General features: G+C 69.8%; 18 protein-coding genes. 9 read left to right on the forward strand and 9 right to left on the reverse strand.

The features are described from left to right. The coding region (locus IG98_RS52540) for a hypothetical protein (protein WP_211263989.1) at positions 1 to 235 on the forward strand (235 nt) is incomplete at its 5' end. 850 nt (positions 236 to 1085) lie between these two features. Here IG98_RS52540 and IG98_RS50515 read toward each other — a convergent pair. From IG98_RS50515 to IG98_RS53315, 3 genes are all read right to left on the reverse strand, one after another. Continuing rightward, the gene (locus tag IG98_RS50515; protein ID WP_157594340.1) at positions 1086 to 1223 is read right to left on the reverse strand and encodes a hypothetical protein; all 138 of its coding nucleotides are present in this window, start codon (positions 1221 to 1223) and stop codon (positions 1086 to 1088) included. Between the two features lie 11 nt (positions 1224 to 1234). Beyond that, positions 1235 to 1564, reverse strand: a complete 330-nt coding sequence (locus IG98_RS50520; RefSeq protein WP_157594341.1) for a hypothetical protein — start codon at positions 1562 to 1564, stop codon at positions 1235 to 1237. Between the two features lie 213 nt (positions 1565 to 1777). After that, positions 1778 to 1945 carry a YciI family protein gene (locus tag IG98_RS53315; protein ID WP_245651564.1) on the reverse strand — a complete coding sequence of 56 codons (168 nt, stop codon included), beginning with the start codon at positions 1943 to 1945 and terminating at the stop codon, positions 1778 to 1780. Between the two features lie 440 nt (positions 1946 to 2385). On the opposite strand from IG98_RS53315, the gene IG98_RS0114910 reads away from it, so the two are divergent. Continuing rightward, on the forward strand, positions 2386 to 3039 hold the full coding sequence (locus tag IG98_RS0114910) for a DUF998 domain-containing protein (RefSeq protein WP_030911694.1): 654 nt from the start codon (positions 2386 to 2388) through the stop codon (positions 3037 to 3039). A gap of 337 nt (positions 3040 to 3376) precedes the next feature. Beyond that, positions 3377 to 3637, forward strand: a complete 261-nt coding sequence (locus IG98_RS0114915; RefSeq protein WP_051752113.1) for an SAV_915 family protein — start codon at positions 3377 to 3379, stop codon at positions 3635 to 3637. Positions 3638 to 3944: 307 nt separating this feature from the next. Here IG98_RS0114915 and IG98_RS44895 read toward each other — a convergent pair whose 3' ends face one another. Continuing rightward, a complete protein-coding gene (locus IG98_RS44895; protein ID WP_051752114.1) occupies positions 3945 to 6440 on the reverse strand; it encodes a DUF4132 domain-containing protein in 2496 nt (831 codons plus the stop codon). A 140-nt stretch (positions 6441 to 6580) separates the two neighbouring features. Further along, positions 6581 to 7255 (reverse strand): TetR/AcrR family transcriptional regulator C-terminal domain-containing protein, encoded by a 675-nt coding sequence (locus tag IG98_RS0114930; protein WP_030911703.1) that lies wholly within the window; start codon positions 7253 to 7255, stop codon positions 6581 to 6583. A gap of 131 nt (positions 7256 to 7386) precedes the next feature. On the opposite strand from IG98_RS0114930, the gene IG98_RS0114935 reads away from it, so the two are divergent. From IG98_RS0114935 to IG98_RS0114950, 4 genes are all read left to right on the forward strand, one after another. Further along, complete coding sequence (locus IG98_RS0114935) at positions 7387 to 8070, forward strand: DUF998 domain-containing protein (protein WP_037970379.1); 684 nt, start codon at positions 7387 to 7389, stop codon at positions 8068 to 8070. A 64-nt stretch (positions 8071 to 8134) separates the two neighbouring features. After that, on the forward strand, positions 8135 to 8311 hold the full coding sequence (locus IG98_RS54850) for a hypothetical protein (protein ID WP_157594343.1): 177 nt from the start codon (positions 8135 to 8137) through the stop codon (positions 8309 to 8311). Positions 8312 to 8539: 228 nt separating this feature from the next. Then, positions 8540 to 9496, forward strand: coding sequence for a cyclase family protein (locus IG98_RS0114945; protein ID WP_245651565.1), 957 nt, complete (start codon positions 8540 to 8542; stop codon positions 9494 to 9496). Positions 9497 to 9513: 17 nt separating this feature from the next. Then, complete coding sequence (locus tag IG98_RS0114950; RefSeq protein ID WP_030911711.1) at positions 9514 to 9927, forward strand: hypothetical protein; 414 nt, start codon at positions 9514 to 9516, stop codon at positions 9925 to 9927. A gap of 33 nt (positions 9928 to 9960) precedes the next feature. On the opposite strand, the gene IG98_RS0114955 is transcribed toward IG98_RS0114950, so the two are convergent. Beyond that, positions 9961 to 10932 carry a winged helix-turn-helix domain-containing protein gene (locus IG98_RS0114955; RefSeq protein ID WP_030911713.1) on the reverse strand — a complete coding sequence of 324 codons (972 nt, stop codon included), beginning with the start codon at positions 10930 to 10932 and terminating at the stop codon, positions 9961 to 9963. 58 nt (positions 10933 to 10990) lie between these two features. On the opposite strand from IG98_RS0114955, the gene IG98_RS0114960 reads away from it, so the two are divergent. Beyond that, positions 10991 to 12184 (forward strand): MFS transporter, encoded by a 1194-nt coding sequence (locus IG98_RS0114960; protein ID WP_030911714.1) that lies wholly within the window; start codon positions 10991 to 10993, stop codon positions 12182 to 12184. A gap of 110 nt (positions 12185 to 12294) precedes the next feature. On the opposite strand, the gene IG98_RS0114965 is transcribed toward IG98_RS0114960, so the two are convergent. Together IG98_RS0114965 and IG98_RS44900 are read right to left on the reverse strand one after the other, a co-directional pair. Beyond that, positions 12295 to 13158 carry a class I SAM-dependent methyltransferase gene (locus IG98_RS0114965; RefSeq protein ID WP_051752115.1) on the reverse strand — a complete coding sequence of 288 codons (864 nt, stop codon included), beginning with the start codon at positions 13156 to 13158 and terminating at the stop codon, positions 12295 to 12297. Beyond that, positions 13155 to 13451 carry a hypothetical protein gene (locus IG98_RS44900; protein ID WP_157594344.1) on the reverse strand — a complete coding sequence of 99 codons (297 nt, stop codon included), beginning with the start codon at positions 13449 to 13451 and terminating at the stop codon, positions 13155 to 13157. The genes IG98_RS0114965 and IG98_RS44900 overlap by 4 nt, the downstream gene beginning before the upstream one ends. A gap of 62 nt (positions 13452 to 13513) precedes the next feature. On the opposite strand from IG98_RS44900, the gene IG98_RS0114975 reads away from it, so the two are divergent. Continuing rightward, positions 13514 to 14149, forward strand: coding sequence for a TetR/AcrR family transcriptional regulator (locus tag IG98_RS0114975; RefSeq protein WP_037970411.1), 636 nt, complete (start codon positions 13514 to 13516; stop codon positions 14147 to 14149). A gap of 165 nt (positions 14150 to 14314) precedes the next feature. Here the strand turns inward: IG98_RS0114975 and IG98_RS0114980 are convergent, their stop codons facing one another. Next, complete coding sequence (locus tag IG98_RS0114980) at positions 14315 to 15160, reverse strand: helix-turn-helix transcriptional regulator (protein WP_030911727.1); 846 nt, start codon at positions 15158 to 15160, stop codon at positions 14315 to 14317. Between the last annotated feature and the right edge of the window lie 57 nt (positions 15161 to 15217).

The raw sequence follows: 15217 nt of genomic DNA on the forward strand, positions 1-15217 counted from the left end.
CACCCCGGTAGAGGTGGAGGTGCGCACCCGCCAGCGGATCAGCCATCCGTCCTTCAGTTTGCCCGAGGTCACCGTGGGTGTTTGCAGCCAGCACTTGCTCGATGTCGAGCAGCTCGAGGTGGACAGATCACCGGAACCAGACCAGATCAGTCCTGAACCTTGGCCGGCGGCTGCTGGGTCGTGTTCGACCTGTGTCTCCAGCCGGAGCTGCCGTGATTCCGGGTCGGCGCCGTAGGCGGTGAACGACGGCTGAGTCGAGTCGCCGACACCGCCGACACCGTCGGTAGGGATGCAGCGGATTGAGCCCTGGCATCGCCTGCGCCGTGCTGGAAGGACGCGTTGTTGCTCGATGCGGAGACCTTGCTGAATTCTGCGGCCTGCGCTCGCACCGTGGAAGCCTGAGAGACGTCGGCTTGAGTACCACGAGCACCGGGTCCTTGCGCTTCCCAGGGCAACGGGGGCGGAAAGTTCAGTCCGTTGGTCGCCGGCTTGTCGCTCACGCTGGGAGTCTTCTCCAACGGCAGTGAGTCCTTCGGCCGCTTGCCGTCGCCAGGCCTCCCTATACCGTCGGGCTGCGTCGTATCCGAATTCACGAGGTGAGGAAGGCCGTCGGCAGAGCCCGAGCTCTGGGTCGGAACCGCCGTCGAGGTGCCTGAGGTCGGCGACCCCGGGATGTCCAGTCGCGCCGGAGGGGGATCGGCGGTCACTGCCATGGCCTCCAACGGGAGGAAACTGGGCAATATCGCAATCACCACGGCGACAGCTGTACCGGTTATCCAACGTGATGGACCGCTTCGGCCGAGCCCGAAGTGGCTCCGGCCCAGCACATTCTCACGACCCCGTGCACGCAGCATCGCCACGCCTCGCAATTCGTAAAGAAGAAAGCCCCGTATTGGCCGTGGCGAGCGCCATAAGCCGTATATAAAGACAGGTGCAGTTGTATCGAAATTAAGATCTTTCAACTAGATCTTGACAATCCCGATATAACGATCATCTAGGTGCGGCTTGACCTGTACGGGGAAGTAGGTGCTGGTCATGGTGTCAGCGGTGCGGCGGTGACCACTAAAAAGTGACGCAAATCACATCTAGGTGTTCGAGGGGATCAGTTCCAGGCGGCGGAGCAGCGGCACGGTCATCATCGTGGCGATCAACGCCATGAGCACGAGCACGGTGAAGGTACCCGGGCTGATGACCCCGGTGCCCAGCGCTACGATCTCGGTCACGCCCCGGGCGTTCATGAGCACGCCGCCCGGGCAGGCCACCGACCCAGACCGAGCCGCAGCAACGTGTCCCGCAGCCGGGTGAGGGCAAGCGCCTCGTTCTGCCGGCGTTCCCGCTGAAGGCAGGCCGCGGCAGCCTGCGTGATCGGATTCATCTCACGTTTCCTTCGATCCGGCCGGGTGCGTTCACTTTCGACCATGCCAAGTGGGTCTTCTATGCCGCCACCGCCTACACCTGGCTCGATGGCAAGCCTTGACCGTGTTCCCTCGAAGGCCATTGCGATGAGGGCGATCCCCATGAGGGTGAGGCTCAGTCGATAAATCGGATCCGCGCGTAGCCTCACGATCTCATTTTAAAGTTCGCCCCTGAGGGAATGGCTCGCTGAGGGTGGGTGTTCTGTTCGCCTTCTCGACCCTTCAGAAAAGTACGCGTGCGCCCTGTCTGTTACGGTCGCCGATACCGTTTCTGGCGGCTCGCCGCGCTTGTCATGGGCGGCCACCCGACCGCGTGGTGCGGTGGCGCCGCACCGCGCGACGGTCAAGACCTCGGGACCCGATCAGTCCTGTGGGCCGAATACCTGCTGGATGGTGCCCTCACCCTCGCTGATGATCTTCCAGAAGCGCCGGGAGATCTCGACGGCCTCCTCCTTCGAGCGCACCTCGATGAGCGTGAAGTTGACGACGGCCTCCTTGGCCTCGGTGAACGGCCCGTCGGTGACGGTCATCTCGCCACCGGAGGCCGAGACGTGGAGGCCGGCCGGGCCCAGGCCACCGGGTCGCCGGCAGCACCCCTGCCCCGGTCGTCTCCTCGACGAACGCGGCCATCTCCGCGTGGACCCCCTCGCTCGGGAGTGCCGCGTCGCCGCCCTTGGTCGTCACCAGGAACTGCATCGTCATATCTCCTTCGGGTGATCGGAGAACCGATCCTCGGCGGTCTCCGGCTACGCGTCGATCCGGACCGGCGGAAATCGACATGCCCAGCCTGACCTGGGCCGCGGTCTGATCTGACAGGGAATGCGGGTGGGAAGACGTGTTCGCAGCTCAGCGGGATGACGGTGGGCGGTGTCGATTCCCGCCCTCCTCGTTCGACGCGTCAGTGAGGCCGGGTGAGACCGGCGGACCGAATACGGCGACGGATCCCCGTCGCACCAGAGAGGAAGCAATCATGACCGCCGTCCAGCCCGGCACCGTCACCCCCGTGACGCGCACCCTGCTCACCTGCTCCGTCGCCGCCGCGGCCCTCTTCACGGTCGTGTCGCTGGCCCAGGCCTTCACCCGCGAGGGCTTCGACCTGACGCGTCACCCCCTGAGCATGCTGAGCACCGGCGATCTGGGCTGGCTGCAGATCGCCAACTTCCTGGTCAGCGGGGCTCTGACGGTCGCCGGTGCGATCGGCCTGCGCCGCGTGCTGCGCGGCACGCCCGGCGGCACCTGGGCGCCCAGGCTGATCCTGGTCAACGGCGTCGCGACGGCCGCCGCCGGGGTGTTCGTCATGGACCCGGGCGACGGTTTCCCGGCCGGAACCCCGCTGGGCCAGCCGACCACGATGAGCGGGAGCGCCCTTCTGCACATGGTCGTCGGATCCATCGCGTTCACCGCGCTCATCGCCGCCTGCTTCGTGCTGGGCCGCCACTTCTCCCGCGCCGGCCGTCCCGGCTTCGCCGCCGCCTCGCGGCTCAGCGGCCTGGCCCTCGCCCTCGGCGACGTCTGGGCGATGTCGGGCGGGCAGGCGGGATCGCTGACCCTGGCCATCGGCGCGATCACCGCGATGCTGTGGGTCGCCGTGGTGGCGGCGGACCAACTGGCCTCGCTCCGCTAGGGACGCTCCATCCCCGGCCCCGCGGAACCGCGTGCACCTCCTGCGAGTGGCCGTCCAGGGGGGCGGCCAGCGCGGGACGGTCGGGCCTGCTCAGGTCCCACAGCCCTTGCCGGTGGTGAGCAGGGTGCGGCGTAGCAGCCTGTGACCATGACGGGGTACGACCTGCGGGCCCGAGGGCCTCGGGCCGATCGGCCAGAACGCCGGCATCGCTCAGTGTGGGTGTCAATCACGCGTCAGGGTTTCGCTGACCGGCGTCTAGATCCCGTATCGGTCGCATTCGTACTGTTTGCCCGACCGTAGCGTCGCTTTCTGTACGAGTTCTCCAAGGAGGAATCACATGTCAGAAGCGCCGTTGTTCGTCCCGGTCCGGAAGGGGCGGTTCACCGTCTCGCTGCGGCTGTTCCGTACGGCTGCGGGCAGGAGAACCGGGGTGGCCTTCTCCTCTTCGTTGCGCCTGGCCAATGCGCTCGGTACCGGGCAGGAATGGGTACGGCTCAGCGAGCCCGCCCTGCGCGGCATGATCCAGGACCTGGACGTCGTCGGCATCGTCGTCGACCCGGCCGGGACGATGATCCCCTCCGCCGCCGGAGCCGCCTGATGTGCGTCCTCGAACAGGACCTCGCGAGCCGGACCGCCGACAGGTCGCACGGCCCCCGGCCGGCAGGCCTCGTACTGCCGGCGAGGCCCGGTACCGGGGACGATGACCTCGGATCGTAAGCCGCCGGGCGCACAACCGGGCCAGTTCGGTGAGCTTCTCCTCGTCGTCCTGCGGCCGGTCTCTGGAGGTGACGGCCCGCAGCAGGGCGACGGCCTCAGGTAACGGACATCACCGGTCCGCTCGCTTCGCGAAGGAAGGCGCGGACCCGGTGTGGCGAGCCTGTCGTGCTCTCCTGGTGGACATCGGGTCAGACCTTGATCTGGCGGGTGATGGACGGGTCGGTGATGGCGGTGTCGTCGGCCAGCAGGAACGCCTTGGAGATGATGACCGACAGCATGCCGCCCTCCTCCTCGAACGGGAGGAATACCTGGTCGGACCCGCTGCGGGGGACGATGCAGAGATAGGCGTCGTTGGGCTCCATCAGGATGTTGCCCGATCCCAGGTGGATCCGGTAGGTACGCAGGTCACCACGGACCCGCAGGAAGCGGTCGGTGAGTTCGGCCCGGTCGGCGATGCGCAGGCGGGGGAGCAGCCGCCTCAGGGCGTCGCGGCGGATCTCGGCGGTCTCGCCGAGGTCGCCGAAGTTGTAGGAGTGCCAGTAGTCACCCTGCCCTTCGGGTTCGAGGCCGAGGGAGGAGACGCCGACGGCGAGATCGGCGTCACGCATGACCTCCGACAGCACCAGCGACGGCACCTCGGTCAGCGGCGCCGGTCTGCGGAACTCCTCCCGCGACGACTCCTCGTCGGCGCGATAGAACCGGATCGGGCCGCTGAGGCAGAACGCGGCGGTGCCGCCACCGTCGGTCTCCCAGGACTCCCAGGGCAGGTGCATGTCCCAGCGCGCCTGCCAGCCGAGGACGTCCTTGACGGCCTCGCCCTGCTCCGAGCCGCCCGCCGCGTCCCAGTGGCCGAGCGAGAGACCGGTCCAGCCGCGTTCGGACAGCAGTGCCTTGGCCTGGCCGTACCGCAGCCTGTGCCCGGCGAAGCGGTTGGAGAGCGTCCCGGATCGCTCCTCGGCCGGGGTGAGCAGGTAGACCTCGCGAAAGACCTGCTTGAACGGCTGCCGTGCCCCGACCTCCAGGAGGTGGTCGCGCCAGGCACGGACCTCCTCGACGGTCTCCCTGATGGGGTGCCAGAGCCGCATCGGGGTGTCGGCACGGGGTTGGATGCGGCGACCGGGCGGATCGGTGAGCTCCCAGCCGTCGCCGGACCTGACCGGTATCCCGGCGGGGCCCTGCAGGATCTGCCAGATCAGCCGCCTGCCGTGGACGCCGGTGACGGGGTGGTCGAGGAAGAACTCCTCGACCTGACTCCAGCGCCAGAGTCGGTCTTCGGCCAGCGCCCGCTCGACGCGGAACCGTTCGGCGGGCAGGGTCCCGCGGATCTCCTTGAGCGTGTTCCTGAACTCGGAGAGCAGCCCGCCGTGGCTCTCCCTGACCGCTTTCGGCGCCGACTTAACTGGTTTGCCCGCCGGGCTGAGGAAGGTCAGCAGCGGTGTGCCCGTCTCGTCCAGCGCCAGCCGGATGACATGCTCGCCCGCCCTCTCCTCCCGTACGCCGTCCGGGCCGAGCCCGAACGTCGGCGCGGTCCGGTCGAGGAGCTGCTCGCGGCTGAGCCCGGCCTGGGCGGCCACCGTGTCCAGCAGCTGTGCGACCTTCGTCAGAATCAACTTCTTCCTGACCTTGGCCTGTATCCGGGCCAGCGGAGCCACCACCTCCAGACCGCCATGCCGGCCCAGTACGAGCAGGGCGGCGTTGACCAGCATCTCGCAGCGCGAGTTGGGGCCGGACCCGCCCATCCCGATGCCCGCCGCCAGCGCCACCTCCCCGAGCAGTGGGACCGTCCACGGCTCGTCGATCAGCTCGCAGGTCCACACCATGCCGCGCAGCAGCGTGGCGGTGCGCCCATGAAGGTACGTCGTCGTGGTCCACGTGCGATCGCCATATCGGTGCTGGACCGACGACTCCCGATAGGCGGGCACCCGATCCAGGATCTCCCGGATGAGCACGACGGCCTCCGGTGTGAGCAGGTCGGCGGCCTGCCCGAGCCAGGCGGCCTTGGGGCGCGCCGAGGTGGCGGTCATCCAGTGGCGCATCAGGGAGGACGTCCGCGGGTCGCCGAGGCGTGAGCCGTAATCGGCGGCCATCAGGACGGCGAAACCGTCGCCGCCGCCGGCCAGGCAGGTGGTGACCGTTACCGGGTCGTTCTCGGCGTGCCCGGCCAGGAAGATGTCCAGGTCGCGCTTGAACGGCGAGCTGGAGTGCCATGGGGAGCCGGTCATGATCTCCTGGATCTGGCACATCAGGGGAAGATGACGGCGTTGTTCCTCGGGGGTGAGCCTCTTGGTGACCGCCCACGGGATGGCCAGCGGGGACTGATAGCTGTAATCGTGCCGGATGGGCTCGACCGCCGCCCGCCAGAGCAACTCGATCTCGTCGCCGGTCCAGGCGAGCTTCCGCTCGGCGACCCGCAGGGCCAGCAGCGCGGGGTCGGGGCGGTGGTCGTGTTCGCGGTCGCGGGGCACGCTCATCCGCAACTGCGCCCACACTCCCACCGCGCGCCACTGCGCGTCGTCGAGATCGGGCCCGAGCGCGGCGGTGACCGTCTCGGTGAACGTCGGCGCGGGCCAGCACTGCTCCGGCACGTAGAACGCGTCGAGCCGGGCGAACATGTCAGCGTGGGTCCGGTCGAGGTCGCCGAGCCAGCCGAGCTGCTCGGCGGAGAGCTCGTCGAGAAGGCCCATGTCAGAAGTCAACGGTCGTCTCCAGCGGTAGGGGGCACCGCAATGACTACCAGCCGGCTCCGACAAACCGGCTGCCCGTCCCGGTCACGGAACAGCCGTGTCAGGGCCGCGCGTGGCCTGGACCCCGCCGGGTTAGCGGCTCAGGTCGGGTGGGGCAGGGGCCGGCGGGCCAGGGCTGCGGCCGTGCCGTCGATCAGGGCTCGGAGGCCGTGTTCGAAGGCGTCCTCGCCGGGCGAACCACCGCTCTCGCGGAGCGCCGCGAGCAAGGTGGCCCCCGTACCCCCGTCGAGCAGTCCGGCCAGCGCCGCGGGCCGGTCCGCGGGCGTGCCCGCGTGCTCCTGGCGTTCGGTCTGCTCCTGGAGGACGCATCCGTTGACGTAACGGGTGAGGGCCGTGATCGTGCGCAGTGCCAGGACCGGGGTGAAGCCGCGGTCGACCATGGCGGCCATCTCCTCGTCGAACATCCTGATCGTCGCCGGGCTCAGGGCGGCGGCACCGGAGACGATGCGGGCGCCGTCGCGGTGGGCGAGCAGGGAGCCGCGGTACGCGCGGGCACGGCGGGTGAGCCAGTCCTGCCAGGACTCGCCGTCGCGGGGCGGGCCCATACCGGCTGCCAGGACGATCGCGTCGGCCATCCCGTCGAGCAACTCCTGCTTGTTGCGCAGGTGCCAGTAGAGCGCCGGCGACTGGACGCCCAGCTCCGAGGCGAGCCGGCGCACCGTCAGTCCGTCCAGGCCGACCTCGTCGAGCAGCCGCAGCGCTGTATCGATCATCGTCTGCCGGGTCAGGCCGGCTCCCCGTTTGTTCTCACCCATCGGTTGACACCTTAGCAGCGCTAAGGAAGCATGACGGCGACGTGCCTTAGCGCTGCTAAGGAATGCTTGCGCACCGGACACCACGCGGAGCCGGGGCCGGATCGCGAAGGCCGGTCACAGAGGGGAGAGCCATGTCCAACATGCGAGAACAGCGGCTGACCAGGGCGCTGCTGAACTGTGGTGCCGTAGCCGGACCGATGTTCATCCTCGCGGTCGTGATCCAGGACTACACGCGCGTGGGTTTCGACCCCAGGCGGCAGCCGCTCAGCATGCTGAGCCTGGGCGACCTGGGATGGGTCCAGATCGCCAACTTCGTCATCACCGGGCTGCTGAACATCGCGTTCGCGGTCGGGCTGTGGCGGGCGTTGCGTCCAGGCCATGGCGGGACCTGGGGGCCGCTACTCATCGGCGCGTACGGGACCGGCCTGGTCGGCGCCGGCCTCTTCCGCTTCGAACCGGCTTGGGGCTACCCGCCCGGTGCGCCGCAGGGTCCTCCCGATGCGCCCGGCTTGAGCTACATCCTGCACGGTGCCGCCTTCGGCGTGGTACTCGTCTCGCTGGTCGCGGCATGCTCCGTCTTCGCCCGTCATTTCGCCGTACGGGGAGAGCGCGGATGGGCACTCTACTGCGCGGCCACGGGTGTGGCGCTTCCCGCCCTCTACCTGCTGGCGGGACTGCTGTCGGACAACGGCGAGAACCCCCGGCCCCTGAGCCTGCTCCTGCGCGCCATCGCGCTCCTTGGCTGGGGATGGGCCGCTGTGCTCGCGGTGCGGGTACGCGCGTCCCACACGCCGACCGGGCCTGGCGTCGGGTGAGGAAGGAGGTCGGAGGGACCGCCACCCTCATTCCGTCGGTCCATGCTGCCCGAGGTCCGTCTCGATGAGCCGGCCGCCCCTGAGCTTCTTGAACGGCATCCTGAACATCTCCCGGGCCCTCGTATCCCAGGTCGGTGAGCGTGATCAGAGCGGTCTGGGTGGTGGCGAGCGACAGGGCTTCCACCAGGCCATGGGTACGGGCGCGGGTCAGGTCGTGCTCACGCCCCGGCCGGACCGCTGAACTTGATCTCTTTGCAAAGACCGGTTCTAAGCGCCTGTCCAGAAGTTCTACGCGTAACGGGTGATGAGATCGCCGAGGCGGATGGGGATTGACACGGGCCTCGCCGGGGGGGTGGATCGAGGTCGCTCACGCCGTCTCTCCGGCCCCGGCGAGATCATGTCAGAGGAGAGGGCGGGATACCCTGCCCGCGGTGCCTCGAATCACGTGACCGGAGGAGGCGATGCTGGGATGACGGCAGGGCGACCGATGCCCACACAGGACGACGTGCTCGGGTACTTCAACACGCTGTCGAACTGGGGACGGTGGGGCGACGACGACGAGCTCGGCACTCTGAACCACATCACCGACGACGTCCGGCTGGCGGCGGCGCGGGCCGTGCGCCACGGCAGGAGCGTGTCGTGCGCATGGGAGGTCGCCGTACCGGAAGACATGGAACGGTCGACGACGACGTGCCCGTGCGCCGCCGACATGCCAGGTGCCGAGGACATGCCGGTGCCCGGATTCCGCAACGACCGGCGCTGGGGCTTTTCGTCCGAGCGGCTCGGCGTCACGTTCCACGGCAACACCCTCACCCACGTCGACTCGCCGTGCCACATCTTCTGGGACGGCACGATGTACAACGGGCGGTCGCACTCGCTGGTCGACGCCGCGACCGGATCGGCGTGGGCGTCCGTCACGGCGGCGGCGAACGGGATCATCACGCGCGGTGTCCTGCTGGACATTGCGAGCGTGCGGGATGTGCCGTGGTTGGAACCGGGGCAGGGTGTGTTTCCCGACGATCTAGAGGAGGCCGAGCGTCGCCAGGGTGTGCGGGTGCGATCCGGCGATGCGGTACTCCTGCGGACCGGCTATGGCCGCGTCCGGCACGAGACCGGTGCGGTCAGCGGTTTCACGCAGGCCGGGTGGCACGCGTCCTGCCTGCCGTGGCTGCATGAACGGGAGGTCGCGCTGATCGGCGCTGACACGCCCCAGGACGTTCAGCCATCGGGGTACGAAGGCGTGTTGATGCCGGTTCACGCCGTGAGCCTCGTCGCCATGGGTCTGTGGATGCTCGACAACTGCGACCTGGAGGCGTGCGCGGCGACGGCTGCCGAGCTCGGCCAGTGGGACTTCCACCTCGCGGTCGCGCCGGTCCGCTTCGCCGGTACGTCCGGCAGCCCGGTCAACCCGATCGCCACATTCTGACCGCGGTTCACGAGGAGGTGCGACGAAGGACCCGGCTGACCGAGCTCGGATCGCGCTCCGCGTATCTGATCGAGACCGGCGACCGTTCCCTTCTCGCCTACACCGCGGCCGGTTCGGAGCGTGACGGTTTCCTGGAGAGCGTGTGCCGGAACATCCCGGCGATCCACGCGAGGATCGACGCGGAGAACCATGTCGATCCTCGGCAGCTGTGGACGGAACGGCTCGCCGACGGCAAGCTCGGCCGCGGACTTCCGCGGCACCTTCCCCGTGGTCTGTGGCGGGCCATTTTCGGCCCCGAGACCTTCACCGGCCCTCCCGAACTGCCGCTCAACCGGCTGGGTTCCTTTCAGCTCTACAAGCATCACTTCCTGCAGTTGTGGTGTGACGATGACGCGCTCCGGCGCCGAACTGCGGCAACCGGTGGACGATGACGCGGAGGGCGGCGGCGGGGTGGAGCGGCCGCGTCAGTCGTCTCGTTGGCCCTCGATCAACGCCTCGCCGGTTTTCGTCCGGGAATACAGGACGGACCGGCCGATGCGTTGGCGCCGGACAAGGCGGGCGTCCAGGAGGACCTTGAGGTGACGGCCCACCGACCCCAGCCCCTGGCCGGTCAGCGCCACGAGCTGGGTCGTGTTCTTCGGACTGTCGAGAAGAACGAGAATCCTTGACCGAGCCCGCCCCAACAGCCTGCCCAGGGCATCGGGCACCGGTGACCGGCCCTCGTCGGTGAGTGGCCCCCGGCACGGGTACATCACGGCATACCGATGGGGCAGGTGCCAGCCGACCCACCCGCGGCTCGGGGTCACCGGCACGAACAGCAACTGGGCCCCGGACAGCTCCCTGGGGGGATGGTCGTAGGCGTTGATCTGTAGCCGGCTCTCTCCCAGCCAGCGCATCCCGGGTCGCATGTCATCCAGCGCGGCGGCCCAGCCGCCCTGGCTCAACCGTTCCGACCTCGCGGCGATGTCCGCCTCGATGACCCTGCGGCGCCGCGGCCAGTAAGGCGATATCGTCTCCCGCCATACCCACGACAGCAGGTCGGCGGCACGTTCGGCCAGATCGGCGCGGTCCAACGCGGCGGGAAGCGGCCCGCCCAGCGATACGACCAGGTCCGCGTGGGCGACCTCGGTGGGGGTCGCGCGGATGTGCCGCAGTTCGTCCTCGAACGTCGTCTCTCCTTCGCCGGCAGGCGCGGGGACGAGGAAGTCGGCGATCCAGCGGTGCCCGAGCGCGGTACGAACGAGCAGCGCGCTGATCGGATCGGCGGACAGTCGGCGTCGGTAGGCGGGCAGGTGGGCATCGAGCCAGGTACGCTCGCCCGGATGCGCGGCCATGTCGGTCGCCAGGGTCAGCAGGCCCGCGGTGGTCTCGGCAAGGGCGGAGACGGCGAACCGGCTTCTGGCGAGGGTGTCCGCGTTGACCTGCCAGCAGCCCATGTTTCGCCCCCTTGTGAAAGGTTACCGGTCCGGCCGGCGGAGCCGATGAGATTCCCGCATGCGTACTTATCGGGAGCTTTTCCAGGCGCCGGAGTTCACCCCGCTGTTCGCCGCCTCCGCCGTGCAGACGATGGCCTCGACGGTGAGCGGGCTGGCTCTGGGCACGCTCGTCTATGCGGCGACCGGTTCGCCGCTCCTTTCGGCTCTGAGCATGTTCGGCTCCTCCTTCGCCCAGGTGATCGGCGCGACGGCGCTGATGTCCGCGGCCGACCGGCTGCCGCCACGCGCCGCGTTGACCGTCCTGGCCGTGGCCTTCGGGCTCGGGACGGCCGTCATGGCGATACCCGGACTGCCGGTGTGGGCGGTCTTCGCCGTCCTCTTCGGCCTCGGGCTGGTCGCCTCGCTGGGCGGCGGGGTGCGTTACGGGTTGCTGAACGAGATCCTGCCGCAGCAGGGTTACCTGCTCGGCCGGTCCGTGCTCAACATGTCGGTGGGCATCGCGCAGATCTGCGGGTTCGCCCTCGGCGGCCTGCTGGTGAACGCCCTGTCCCCGCGGGGGACGTTGCTCGCCGCGGCGACTCTCAACCTCGCCGCCGCGCTGGTGGCGTACTTGGGCCTGGCGCGCCGGCCGGCACGCGCCTTTGGCCGGCCGTCTGTCGTCGTCACCTGGCGCAACAACGTCCGGCTGTGGTCGTCGGCACCTCGCCGGTACGTCTATCTGGCCCTGTGGGTGCCGAATGGGCTGATCGTCGGCTGCGAGGCGCTTTTCGTACCGTACGCACCGGAGCACGCGGGCCTGCTCTTCGCCCTGGCCGCGTTCGGCATGCTGACCGGGGACGTGTTCGTCGGCCGGTTCCTCCCGCCTCGGTGGCGGGAACGGCTCGCCACCCCGCTGAGACTGCTGCTGGCCGCCCCGTACCTGGTCTTCGTCCTGAATCCCGCACCGCCGTCGGCGGCGGTGGCCGTCACACTGGCCTCGGTCGGGTACGCGGCCGGCCTCCTGCTCCAGGAGCGGCTGGTCGCTCTCACTCCCGCCGACGTACGGGGGCAGGCCCTGGGACTGCACTCCTCCGGCATGATGGCCATGCAAGGCGTCGGAGCCACGCTGGCCGGCGCCGTCGCCCAGTACACCTCTCCTGCTCTGGCCATGTCCGTGATGGCGGCGGCCTCGGTCCTGGTGACCGTGTGCCTGACACCGGGGCTGCGCCCCGACCGCAGGAGCGACGACGAGATCGCCGCAGCCATACGCTGACCGGCTGCCCGTTCACCGTGGCCCCTCGGCTGAGCTGACAGAGCACCGCCGGGCGGGGCGTCTGGTGGCCAGGGGGCATCGTGTCCCCCGGCTTGGAGGGGCGTCCCGCCTCATGGGGTGGCCGCCGCGGTGATGAGCCAGATCCCGGTCGTCAACCGGTAGCCGGACGCCGGCTCGTGGAAGCGGGCCAGCAGCCGGGCCGCCCCGGCGCGTGCGGCCGCCTGCTGCGCCGGTGTGGCATCACGGTACGCGGCTCCGGCCGGGCCGATCTCGATCAGCCATTCGGCCACGGTTCCGGGGTCGTCGGGGGCGTGCAGGACGATGTCGTGCGGCTGGACGGTGACGGCCTCGAAACCGGCCTCGGTCAGGATGCGGATCACCCGTTCGGAGTCGGCGAACGCGAACGGGCCCGGCTCGTCGCCGACGGGCATCGGCGGAAGCGGCCCGAGATGCGGCGCGGCGCCGAGCAACACCGCGTGCATCCAGGGGCTGGTCGCGCCGTCGCGGAAGACGGTGGCGGCCATCCGCCCACCCGGACGCAGCGCCCGCCGGATCGTGGCGCAGCCGGCGACCGGGTCGGCCAGCAGCATGAGGGCCATCCGGGAGAAGACCGCGTCGAAGGGCGCCCCCGCGACGGTGCCGGCGGTTTCGATGTCGGCGGCGGTGAAGCGCAGGCCGGGATGGTGGTCGCTCGGGAACCGCGCGGCCGCGGCCGCCACCATGGAGTCGTCCAGGTCCAGGCCGACCACCGTGCCGGTCGGGGCGACGGCCGTCGCGAGTTCCGCGGTGGTGCCGCCGCACCCGCAGCCGACGTCAAGGATCCGATCTCCGGGCCCGGGGCGCAGCCAGTCGAGCGCCGCGGCACCCAGCGGCCGGCCGTACTCGTCCTGACGGTCGGCGTGGTGTATCCATCCCGGTGCGGCCTGCGCCCAGAACGTGACGTTGCGAGCCCGCATGTCGGCGATGCCGGTCACTGGAAGGGCATCTCGGCGCCGTCGACCGTCACGGACCGGAAATTCGCGGCCTTGCCCACGTCGAACCCGTCCGTCTGGGCGGCCAGACCGGCGGCGCGCATGAGCCGCTCGGACTGGAAGCGCCGGAACGCCTCCGCGTCCTGCCAGACGTTGATGATCCGCCAGCCGCCTTCGACCGGCCCCGCGACATGGGCGAGCAGGCCCGGCGGCCGGTCCGGGCCCAGATTGCGCTCCACCGCGAGGTACTCCTCCTCGGTCACGCCGGGCATCTCCTGCAGTACTCCGAACGGCATCGCGACCACCTCTCTATTGGATAGAGTAAGACTCTATCTAATAGAACCTTATACTAATGCGGGTGGACGGCAAGCGGAGTTACCAGTCGGCACGGCGCCGGGAGCAGGCCCGCCAGACCCGGCGGGCGATCCTGGACGCGGCCGGCAGACTGTTCGTCGACCCCGGCTACGCGGCCACTCCGCTGAGCGCCGTCGCCTCCGAGGCCGGTGTGGCGGTCCAGACGATCTACGCGGCCTTCGGCAGCAAACACCAGCTGCTGTCCGAACTCGTCGACGTCACCGTCGCCGGCGACGACGAACCGGTGGCACTGCCCGACCGGCCGTTCGTGGCCGAGATCCGGGCCCTGCCCGATCCTCGCGCCAAGCTCGCCCGCTACGCCCGGCACCTGGTCATTACCCACGCCCGCCAGACCGAGGTGATGATCGCGCTGGCCGGCGCGGCCACCGCGGACGCCGACGCCGCGCGCATCTGGCACAAGAACGTGGAAGACCGCAGGCGCGGCATGGCCATGCTCGCCGCCGAGATCGTCGCCACCGGATCGGTGCGCTCCGACCACGACGTCGACAGCGTCGCCGACGTCCTGTGGCTGGCCATGGACTTTCGCAACTACGACTGGCTCGTACGCCGGCGCGGCTGGCCGGCCGAACGGTTCGAACGCTGGTACGTCGACACGGTCGCCGCCGCGGTGCTGACCTGAGCGAGGGCCGCAGGCCACCGGCCGCTTCGCGATCCGGGTGCAGGCGTCCCGGCACGGGTGCGACCGGTGCCCGGTCACTTTCGGCGAGACTCGCTGAGGGGGCCGTACGGCCGACCGTGGCGCAGCCGGGTCACGGTCGCCGGTGATCTTCGATCGGTCCGAGGGTCAGGGCGGCGACATGCTCTGGATGCCGATGACGGCGAGCAGTCTGAGCTTGTCGGCGGCCTCGCTGCCGGGGGCGGTGGTGTAGGCCACGACGCGGAGGTCGCTGCCGTGCACGGTGAGCACGTCGCAGTCGAGCGTGAGCGGGCCGAGCTCGGGATGGTCGAATGTTTTGGTGTCCGACTCGTGGACGCCGACGACGTGCGCGTCCCACAGTTCCGCGAAGCGGGGGCTGAGGTTCCGCAGGTCGCCGACGAGCGATCTCAGGCCGGCGTCGGCGGGATAGCGGGCGGTCGCCGATCTGAGGTCGGCGACCGTGGCCGCCTCGAACCGGGCCTCCTGCTCGGCGGTGTGGCTGACGCGACCGAGCCCGCCGGAGAAGTGGCGCCAGATCAGGTTGCGGTCGCGTCCGCGCAGCACGGACGGGTCCCCGAAGAGCGCGGCCCACAGCGGGTTCCACCTGAGCAGGGTCCAGGCGGCGTCGTGGACGCTGACCGGGGTGCCGTCCAGCTGGTCGAGCAGCCGCTGCACCCCCGGCGTGATGTGGGCCGACATCTGACCGGTGCTGGGCGGCGGCTGTCCGGCGAGCAGGAACAGGTGCTGTCGCTCCGTCGCGGACAGCCGCAGGGCTCGCGCCAGCGCGGTGAGGATCTGCGCGGACGGGGAGGTCGCGCGGCCCTGTTCGAGGCGGGTGATGTAGTCGGCCGACACCCCGGCGAGCATCGCCAGTTCCTCGCGCCTCAGCCCGGCCGCCCGGCGCGGGCCGCCGGCCGGTAGGCCGACGGTGGCCGGGCCGACCCGGTCCCGCCAGTGTCGAAGCGCGGCGCCCAGCTCTCCGTTCTCGGTCATTCATCCAGTATGCGATGGTTTTCCGGCCACAGCCTGGTACCAGCTGTACCAGGTGGA

The organism is Streptosporangium amethystogenes (assembly GCF_000721075.1).
GTDB classification, from domain to species: domain Bacteria; phylum Actinomycetota; class Actinomycetes; order Streptosporangiales; family Streptosporangiaceae; genus Streptosporangium; species Streptosporangium amethystogenes.